The organism is Roseateles sp. (assembly GCF_044373315.1).
GTDB lineage: Bacteria > Pseudomonadota > Gammaproteobacteria > Burkholderiales > Burkholderiaceae_C > JACDQM01.
Genome location: NZ_JBILQK010000129.1, coordinates 1 through 7866 on the forward strand (window position 1 = coordinate 1; position 7866 = coordinate 7866).

The 7866-nt window shown below is 68.1% G+C and carries 7 protein-coding genes and 1 pseudogene; 6 read left to right on the forward strand and 2 right to left on the reverse strand.

Annotated elements, in window-relative coordinates:
- On the forward strand, window positions 1-738 hold a 738-nt coding region (locus ACIQ67_RS18415; RefSeq protein WP_397535834.1), incomplete at its 5' end, for an EamA family transporter.
- A gap of 28 nt (window positions 739-766) precedes the next feature.
- Here ACIQ67_RS18415 and ACIQ67_RS18420 read toward each other — a convergent pair.
- Both ACIQ67_RS18420 and ACIQ67_RS18425 read right to left on the reverse strand, forming a co-directional pair.
- Window positions 767-1336 (reverse strand): DUF882 domain-containing protein, encoded by a 570-nt coding sequence (locus ACIQ67_RS18420; protein WP_397535835.1) that lies wholly within the window; start codon window positions 1334-1336, stop codon window positions 767-769.
- The gene (locus ACIQ67_RS18425) at window positions 1336-2991 is read right to left on the reverse strand and encodes a murein L,D-transpeptidase (RefSeq protein WP_397535836.1); all 1656 of its coding nucleotides are present in this window, start codon (window positions 2989-2991) and stop codon (window positions 1336-1338) included. Before ACIQ67_RS18425 ends, ACIQ67_RS18420 begins: the two co-directional genes overlap by 1 nt.
- Before the next feature lie 60 nt (window positions 2992-3051).
- Between ACIQ67_RS18425 and ACIQ67_RS18430 the strand changes: the two genes are divergently transcribed.
- The 5 genes and pseudogenes from ACIQ67_RS18430 to ACIQ67_RS18450 all read left to right on the forward strand — a co-directional run.
- On the forward strand, window positions 3052-4110 hold the full coding sequence (locus ACIQ67_RS18430) for an aldo/keto reductase (protein WP_397535837.1): 1059 nt from the start codon (window positions 3052-3054) through the stop codon (window positions 4108-4110).
- Window positions 4111-4124: 14 nt separating this feature from the next.
- Window positions 4125-4544 (forward strand): PACE efflux transporter, encoded by a 420-nt coding sequence (locus ACIQ67_RS18435; protein WP_397535838.1) that lies wholly within the window; start codon window positions 4125-4127, stop codon window positions 4542-4544.
- A 26-nt stretch (window positions 4545-4570) separates the two neighbouring features.
- Window positions 4571-4990, forward strand: coding sequence for a DUF2946 family protein (locus ACIQ67_RS18440; protein WP_397535839.1), 420 nt, complete (start codon window positions 4571-4573; stop codon window positions 4988-4990).
- A gap of 126 nt (window positions 4991-5116) precedes the next feature.
- On the forward strand, window positions 5117-7303 hold the full coding sequence (locus ACIQ67_RS18445) for a TonB-dependent receptor (protein ID WP_397535840.1): 2187 nt from the start codon (window positions 5117-5119) through the stop codon (window positions 7301-7303).
- A 2-nt stretch (window positions 7304-7305) separates the two neighbouring features.
- A pseudogene (locus ACIQ67_RS18450) lies at window positions 7306-7866 on the forward strand (PepSY domain-containing protein); the annotation flags it as partial.

Consider the following 7866-nt stretch of genomic DNA (forward strand, 5'->3'; position numbering starts at 1 on the left):
ACCGCGCTGCTCGCCTGGTTCGTCTTCAAGGAGAACTTCGACAGGCGTATCGCTCTGGGCATGCTGGCCATCGTCGCCGGCGGTCTGCTGATCGCCTGGCCGGCGCAGCCGGGCGGGCCGACTGCTGAGCTGTCCGTGCTGCCGGCGCTCGCCGTCGTGGGTGCCTGCGCGGCCTGGGCGCTGGACAACAACCTGACCCGCAAGGTGGCGCTCAACGATGCCGGTTTCATCGCCATGAGCAAGGGTCTCGCGGCCGGCTCAACCAATCTGCTGCTCGCGCTGATCGCAGGTGCCGACTGGCCCGCACCTGGCACGGTGACGGCCGCGGCGCTGCTGGGCTTTGCCAGCTATGGCCTGAGTCTGCTGTTGTTCGTGCTAGGCCTGCGCCATCTGGGAACGGCGCGCACCGGCGCCTACTTCTCGCTGGCACCTTTCATCGGCGCCTTGCTGTCAGTGCTAGTGCTGGGCGAGCCGATGACAGTGACGCTGGCGCTGGCTGCCGCCCTGATGGCGCTCGGCGTGGCGCTGCACCTCAGCGAGCGCCATGTGCATGCCCACCGCCATGAGCCGCTGGAGCACAGCCATAGCCATGTGCACGGTGCCGGCGATCCGCACCATGATCACGCGCATGCCGAGCCCGTGTCGCCGGGCTCCCGCCACAGCCACTGGCATCGGCACGAGCCTCTGGAACACAGCCACGCACATTTCCCGGATGCGCATCACCGGCACGGCCATTGAAGGCCGTCCCGTCGCCAGCAAGCCCGCCTCACCAGGCGCGCGGCGTGCCGGTGTCGATGTGGACGAAGCCGTCCTTCGGGTAGTAGCCCACGCCGCCGGCGCGCAGCGACAGTGCCGCCAAGCGCAGGGCGGCCAGCGGTACGCCGGGCAGACGCACGTCGATGGCACGGCCTTCCATGTGCAGGCTGCGCTTGGCCACGCCGCCGGCACGACTGACGCGCAGCGCCGCATTGGTGGCCGGGCTGCGGTAGGCCGAGATCACTTCGAAGGCGCCCACGCCGCCCAGCCGCGCGTGCAGGCGGTGCAGCAGCTCGAACAACTGCGGGTCCATCTGCCCCACCTCGCCGCTGTAGTGGTCGCGCAGGAAATGGTTGAGCCGGCTCAGCGATTCGTCGATGAAACGCTCGCCCACCGCATAGACGATCTGGATGCGTTCGCCGGTGTGGGCGTGGGCAAAGGCCAGCGCGCGTTCGCCGCTGCCTACCGAGGCGCGGGCCCCGCCCGTGGCCATACCGGCCAGGGTGCCGGCGGCGGTTAAGCTGAGGCTGCGGCGCAGAAAGCCTCGGCGGTTGGCGGTGTGGCGGTCGTCAGAGTTCATCATTCGATCCTCGCTGGAATCAGGTCGGTGGGCTTGCGCTGGCGCAAGGCCTGGTCGAGCACGCGGTCATGTCCGTAGATGTCGGGATAGACGTACAGCCGGCCCTGCTTGACCAGGGTGGTGCCGTAGGCGATCAGCACCGGCACCGGCGTGGCGAGCTTGATCGTCTGCAGCTGACCGGCGGCCATGGCCTCGCGCACGCGCGGTTCGCTCCACTGCGGCATGTCGTGCAGCACGAACAGCGCCAATTCGACCGGTGCCTCCACACGGATGCAGCCGTGGCTGAAGTCGCGGCGCTCGCGGCCGAACAGGCCGACCGAGGGCGTGTGGTGCAGGTAGATGTGCTCGCTGTTGGGAAACACGAACTTGATCTCCCCTAGCGCGTTTTTCGGCCCCGGGCGCTGGCGGATGCGTGCGCGCCCGGCCAGCACATCGGCCAGCACCGCCGGCGTCACTTCAGTGCTGATGCGACCATCGGCCAGAATGAACTCCATCTCTTCGCGCGCCAGATAGCCGGGGTCGCGGCGCAGGCGCGGCACGCTTTCCTTGCGGGCGATCGAGGGCGGCACGTTCCAGAAGGGGCTGAACTCGATGAAGCGCATTGGCTCGTCGAACAGCGGCGTCTGCGTGTCCATCGCCTTGCCGACGATCACCTTCATCGTCTGCTTTACCGCGATGCGGCCGTCGCTGACCTCATAGGCGCGCAGCACGAACTCCGGGATGTTGATCACCACCATTCGCTGCGCCTGGGTCAGCGGTGTCCAGCGCAGGCGCTCCAGGTTCAGCTCGACTTGGCGTGCGCGCAGGGCGGGCGTCTGCTCCAGTGCGGTGAGCGTGTCGCGGCCGATCACGCCATCAGGCGCCAGACCGTGGCGCTGCTGGAAGCTTTGCAGCGCCTGCAGGAGCGGGCCGTCCAGCAGCGCGGGCGGCGGCAGGTCAGTCTGCATAAGATCACCCAGGGCATGAAGTCGGCGCGTCAGCAGCGGCAGCCCAGCCCAGGCCTGGCCGGGCTCGAGCTTGGGCGGCGCGCCGGCGCGCGCCTTGGCCAGGCGCGGCAGCGGGGGCAGCGGGGCTTCCCAGGCTGCGGCGTCGGGTATGGCGCGCAGCTGCGCCAGCGCCTGGCGCAGTTGGCCATAGAGCGGCAGCTGCGGCGCGGCAGCTTGCACGGCCTCGCTCAGGCGCCGCGTCTGCAGGGCGCTCGCCAGCAGGAGCTCGGCGTTGAATCCATTGCGAGCCGGGGGCTCGAAATCATGGTGCACCTGGCGCGGGTCCAGCCGCCCCTGGTGCAGATCGCGCAGATAGCGCTGCAGCGCCGCCGTCAGCGCCTGCGCGAGCCGGCTCTGGCGGTCGCCATCAGGCAACGGCTCGCGGTCGGCCTGCTCCATCAGTTGGGCGAGGACGGGCGTCTGGTAATCCTCGGCCACCATGCCATGGCTGGGTGCATCGGCCAGCAGGGCGAGGGCCAGGCGCGCCTGCGCGTTGGGGCGGCCGCTGGTGTCGAACCAGTGGGAGAGCTCGGGTGCGGGCGCCGCCAGCGGGCCGGCCGCCTGGCTGCTAAGGCAGCCCAGTGTGAGGAAGAGAGCCGCCAGCCCGCGGAGCAGCGCCGCCTCGCCGTGGCGCCTGCGGTTCAGGAAGAACGTCGGTGCGATGTACATCTTTTCATTCTCGTCTTCTGGTGCAAACTGCCGGCTGACCTGGAGCAGGACCCTGCCACTATGCAAAGCACAACTCTCGGACGCTCGGACCTGAGCGTCAGCCCCATCTGCCTGGGCACCATGACCTTTGGCGAACAGGTGGACGAAGCCGCCACCCACGTGCTGCTGGACCATGCCGTGGCGCGCGGCATCAACTTCATCGACACCGCCGAGATGTACCCGGTGCCGGCCCGCGCTGACACCTTCAGCCTCACCGAGAGCTTTATCGGCCGCTGGCTGGCGGCGCGGCCGGGGCTGCGCCACAAAATCGTGCTGGCCACCAAGGTCGCTGGCCCCGCGCGTGGCTACAACTGGATCCGCGAAGGCAGCGCCGACCTGCGCGCGCATGACATCGTGCAGGCCTGCGAGGACAGCCTGCGGCGCCTGCAGACCGAGGTGATCGACCTATACCAGATCCACTGGCCAAACCGCCATGTGCCTATGTTCGGCGGCCTGTATTTTGACCCCGCCAAGGACCAGCCAGTCACCGGCATGCACGAGCAGCTCGAAGCGCTGCAGCAGCTGTTGCGTGCCGGCAAGGTACGCCACATCGGCCTGTCCAACGAGACACCCTATGGCGTGGGCGAGTTCGTCCGCCTGGCCGAGCAGCACGGCCTGCCGCGCATCGTCTCGGTGCAGAACCCTTATTCGCTGGTCAACCGGGTGGTCGACAACGGCTTGGACGAAGCGCTGCACCGCCACGGCGTGGGCCTGCTGGCCTATTCGCCGCTGGGCTTCGGAACGCTGACCGGCAAGTACGACGCGCAGGGCCTGCTGGACCCAGCGCAGCGCGGCCGGCTGTCGGTGTTCGAGAGCTTCAAGAAGCAGCGCTGGGCACGCCCCGAATCGCTGGCTGCAGCGCAGCGCTACAACGCGCTGGCGCGCGCCCATGGCCTGGCGCCCACGCAGATGGCGCTGGCCTGGTGTTACACGCGCTGGTGCGTGGCTTCGACCATCATCGGCGTCACCAGCCAGGCCCAGCTGGACGAGAACATCGAGGCCCGGGGTATCACCTTGGCCCCGGAACTGCTGGCCGAGATCGACAAGATCCGCTGGGAGATCCGCGACCCGGCGCAGTGAAGCGAGGGCACTGCATGAGTCCGAGAACCCGTCGCGTCGTCCAGGCGCTTCTCTACGAAGCCATCGCGGTGGCCGTGGTCGGCCCGGCGCTGGCCTGGTCATTCGGAGAAGGCCTCGGCTCTGCGCTGGGGCTGGCGCTGCTGATGTCGACGGTGGCGCTGCTGTGGAACTATGTCTTCAACGGCTGGTTCGAGCGTTGGGAAGCGCGCCAGAGCGTCAAGGGCCGCAACCTGCAGCGGCGCCTGCTGCACGGCCTCGGTTTCGAGGGAGGTCTGGTGCTGCTGCTGGTGCCGCCGATGGCTTGGTGGCTGCAGATCTCGCTGTGGCAGGCCTTCCTCGCCGACCTGGCAGTGCTGGTGTTTTTCTTCTTCTACGCGATCGGCTTCACCTGGGCGTTTGATCGCATCTTTGGCTTGCCGGAGTCGGCGCGCTGAGCTGGCGCCCCGTAGAATCGTTCGCCATGCGCATGTCCTCCATCCTGCAACGCCGCGTGGCCGTCCTGGCCGGGCTCGCGTTGCTGTGGGCGGCCCTGGTTCCAGGTCTTGCCCATGCGCTGCAGGCCCGTTCGGGCAGCTTGTGGGTGGAGGTCTGCACCGCGCAAGGCAGCAGCTGGCTGCAGCTGGAATCGGCCGAATTGAAGGCCGATCCATTGGCGCCGCTGCAACTCGGCGCCGACAAGAGCAAGCAGGGCTCGGCCTGGGGCGAGCATTGCCCGGACTGCCTCAACCCTGCCGGCGCCCAGCATTGGGCGCCGGGTCCGCAAGGCTCGCGCCTGGACCTGCCCGCCGGTCGTGCGCTGCGGCCGCTGGCTTTCTGGCAGGCGCCACGCCTGCTGGCCGTCTGGCAGAGCGCCCAGGCGCGCGGCCCGCCGGCGGTCTGACGCCGCCCGACTTCCTCCCTCCCGTTTTATTGTTTCCAGGGCCGTGTCATTGCTGACACGGCCTGAGCGCCGTGCGTTCGAAGGCTCCTCTTCGCGCCGGTGCAAGCCTGAGCCCATTTCATCATCATGAATTCCCGCCTCTCCCTGCTGAGCCTGGCCTGCCTGGCCGTGGCCAGCTCCGCCGCACTCGCCCAGCAAGACAACAAAAAAGACACCAGCAAGAACGACAGCAAGGCCTCGCTTGAGGCCGTGCTGGTCACCGGCCATGCGGCCCAGACCGGGCTGGATGCGGATGCTGGCAGCAGCTCGCGGCTGGGCCTGAGCCTGCGCGAGACGCCTGCCAGCGTCAGCGTGGTCGACCGCTCCACCATCGAGGCGCGCGGCGCTGTCGACACGCAGGACATTCTGAAGAGCGTGCCGGGCGTCAGCTTCTCCGCCCAGCCGGGCTCCCCCGGCTCGGTCTTCTACCGCGGCTTCGGCGCGTCCAGCCTGGCCCAGCTCTACAACGGCATTTCAGTCCAGTACGACGCCATTGCGGCCAGGCCGGTGGAGAGTTGGATCGTGGATCGCGTTGAAGCGATTGGCGGCGCCTCAAGCTTCCTGAACGGCTCCGGCGCAGTGGGCGGCAGCATCAATGTGATCACCAAGCTGGCAGACGCAAGTGGCGACAACAGCCGCCTGCGCTTTGCGGTCGGTGACCGGCCGCAGGTGGCGCTCGGTCTGCAGCGCAACCTGGCCGATGGCCGGCATGTGCTGCGGCTGGATGCAGCGCGCAGCGACGGTGCCTTGTGGACGCAGGGCGCGGACCGCGAGGCGCATCAGGTGGCGGGCTCATGGCGCGCCCGTCTCACGGCTGCGCTCTCGCACACGCTGGCTCTGGAGACGCAGCATGAAAAGGTCAGCCGTCCCTACTGGGGCACGCCGATGCAGCGCGCGGCGGATGGCACGGTGAGCGGTGAATTGCAGTTCAACCCGGCCTTGCTGGGTATCAACTACAACGTGGTGGATGGCCGCTACGAGCAGGATGTGCAGTGGCTGCGCTCGATCACCGAGTGGCAGCTCGCGCCCAAGACCCGATTCACCCATACGCTCTATCACTACGACGCACTGCGTGAGTTCGAGAACCTGGAGGTCTACACGCTGCGCAATGCCAACACGCAGGTGCAACGCAGCGAAGCTCTGCTGCAGCGCCATGACCAGCAGGTGTGGGGCAGCCGCAGCGAGCTGAGCCACAGCGGCATGCTGGCGGGCCTGCGCTCGGATTTCGCCGCAGGTCTGGATTGGAGCTACAACCGCCAGACACGATTCCCGCGCTCGGTCAGCGGACCCTTCGACACCACCAGCGCCACGCTGCCGGCCGAGCTGCTTTTCTACCAGCTGCCGGGCATGAGCAGCGGCTATTCGCCCGGAGCCACCAATCTGTTGCGCAGCCTGGCGCTGTTTGCCGAGAACCGCACTGTGCTGGGCGGTGGCTATGCGCTGGTGAGCGCGCTGCGCTGGGATCGCATCAGCCTGGATGTCCGCAACCACCGCACCGTCACGGCCACCAACCCGGCGCTGTTCACCACCCGCTTCACGCCGATGACCGGACGTCTGGGGCTGATGAAGGACATCAGCAAAGACTGGCAGGTCTACGCACAGGCCAGCACCGCGGCGGACCCTCCCTCGGGCCTGCTTGCCACGGCGGGTTTCTCAGCACTGCGAGATTTCGACCTGACGCGCGGCAGACAGTTTGAAGTAGGCTCCAAGCTCGGCTTCGACCAGGGGCGCGGGCAGGCCACGCTGGCCTTGTATGAGATCCGGCGCAAGAACCTCTCGATGACCGACCCGGCGGACCGCACGCGCGTGATCCCGATCGGAGAGCAGAGCAGCCAGGGCGTCGAGCTGACGGCCGGTTGGCAGCCAGCGCAGCGCTGGAGCCTGCAGGCGCAGCTGGCCTATACCAAAGCCCGTTACGAGAACTTTGCCGAGAGCAGTGGCAGCAGCACGGTTTCGCGCGCGGGCAACACGCCGCCGAACGTGCCGACCTGGGTGGCCGGCGCCTGGATCAACTGGCAGCCGCTCGACACCCTGGGCCTCGGCCTGGATTGGCGCTATGTGGGCCGCCGATTCGGCAACACGGCCAACACGCTGTGGGATGGGGCTTACCACCTGCTGGGCGCCCAGGCGACGCTGAAGCTGGATCGCAACACCACGCTGAAGGCAAGGGTCGACAACCTGAACGACCAGGTCTATGCGGCGACTGTAAGTGCTAGCCTGCCGTACCTGGGTGCGCCGCGCAGCGTCCAGGCCAGCATCGACTGGGCCTTCTGACCATGAAGCGCTGGCTGTATCTGCTGCACCGCTGGAGCGGCATTGCCCTGGCGCTGGTGATGCTGCTCTGGTTCCTCTCGGGCATGGTGATGCTGTACGTCGGCTATCCCAAGCTGACCACGCAAGAGCGCCTGGCGGGCTTGGCGCCACTGCCAAGCCAGGGCTGCTGCGTGTCGCTGGATGAAGCGATCCAGGCCTCCGGGCTGAAATCGCTGAGCCAGTGGCGGCTCAGTACAGTGGCTGGTCAGCCGCGCTACATATTCGGCGATGGGCGCAAGTCCCTGGCTGCCGTGGACGCGATGAACGGGCAGCGTGTGGCCAGCGTGACGGCCGAACAGGCCATCGCCGCGGCCCGCCACTTCGGCGGTGGGCCGCAGCCGCGCTACGAGGGCGAAGTGCAGGAGGATGCCTGGACCCACTCGCGCGCGCTGGACGTGCATCGGCCGCTGCACCGTGTGGCGCTGGAAGGCGACGCCGAAGGGCGTTGGCTCTATGTCAGCAGCGTCACCGGCGAAGTGGTGCGCGATGCGACGCTGACCGAGCGCAGCTGGGGCTGGCTGGGC

What these genes read in the sequence shown, in the direction of transcription:
- ACIQ67_RS18445 (WP_397535840.1), top strand. Translation starts at nt 5,117, where the DNA reads ATGAATTCCCGCCTCTCCCTGCTGAGCCTGGCCTGCCTGGCCGTGGCC.
- ACIQ67_RS18425 (WP_397535836.1), bottom strand. Translation starts at nt 2,991, where the DNA reads ATGTACATCGCACCGACGTTCTTCCTGAACCGCAGGCGCCACGGCGAG.
- ACIQ67_RS18430 (WP_397535837.1), top strand. Translation starts at nt 3,052, where the DNA reads ATGCAAAGCACAACTCTCGGACGCTCGGACCTGAGCGTCAGCCCCATC.
- ACIQ67_RS18435 (WP_397535838.1), top strand. Translation starts at nt 4,125, where the DNA reads ATGAGTCCGAGAACCCGTCGCGTCGTCCAGGCGCTTCTCTACGAAGCC.
- ACIQ67_RS18420 (WP_397535835.1), bottom strand. Translation starts at nt 1,336, where the DNA reads ATGAACTCTGACGACCGCCACACCGCCAACCGCCGAGGCTTTCTGCGC.
- ACIQ67_RS18440 (WP_397535839.1), top strand. Translation starts at nt 4,571, where the DNA reads ATGCGCATGTCCTCCATCCTGCAACGCCGCGTGGCCGTCCTGGCCGGG.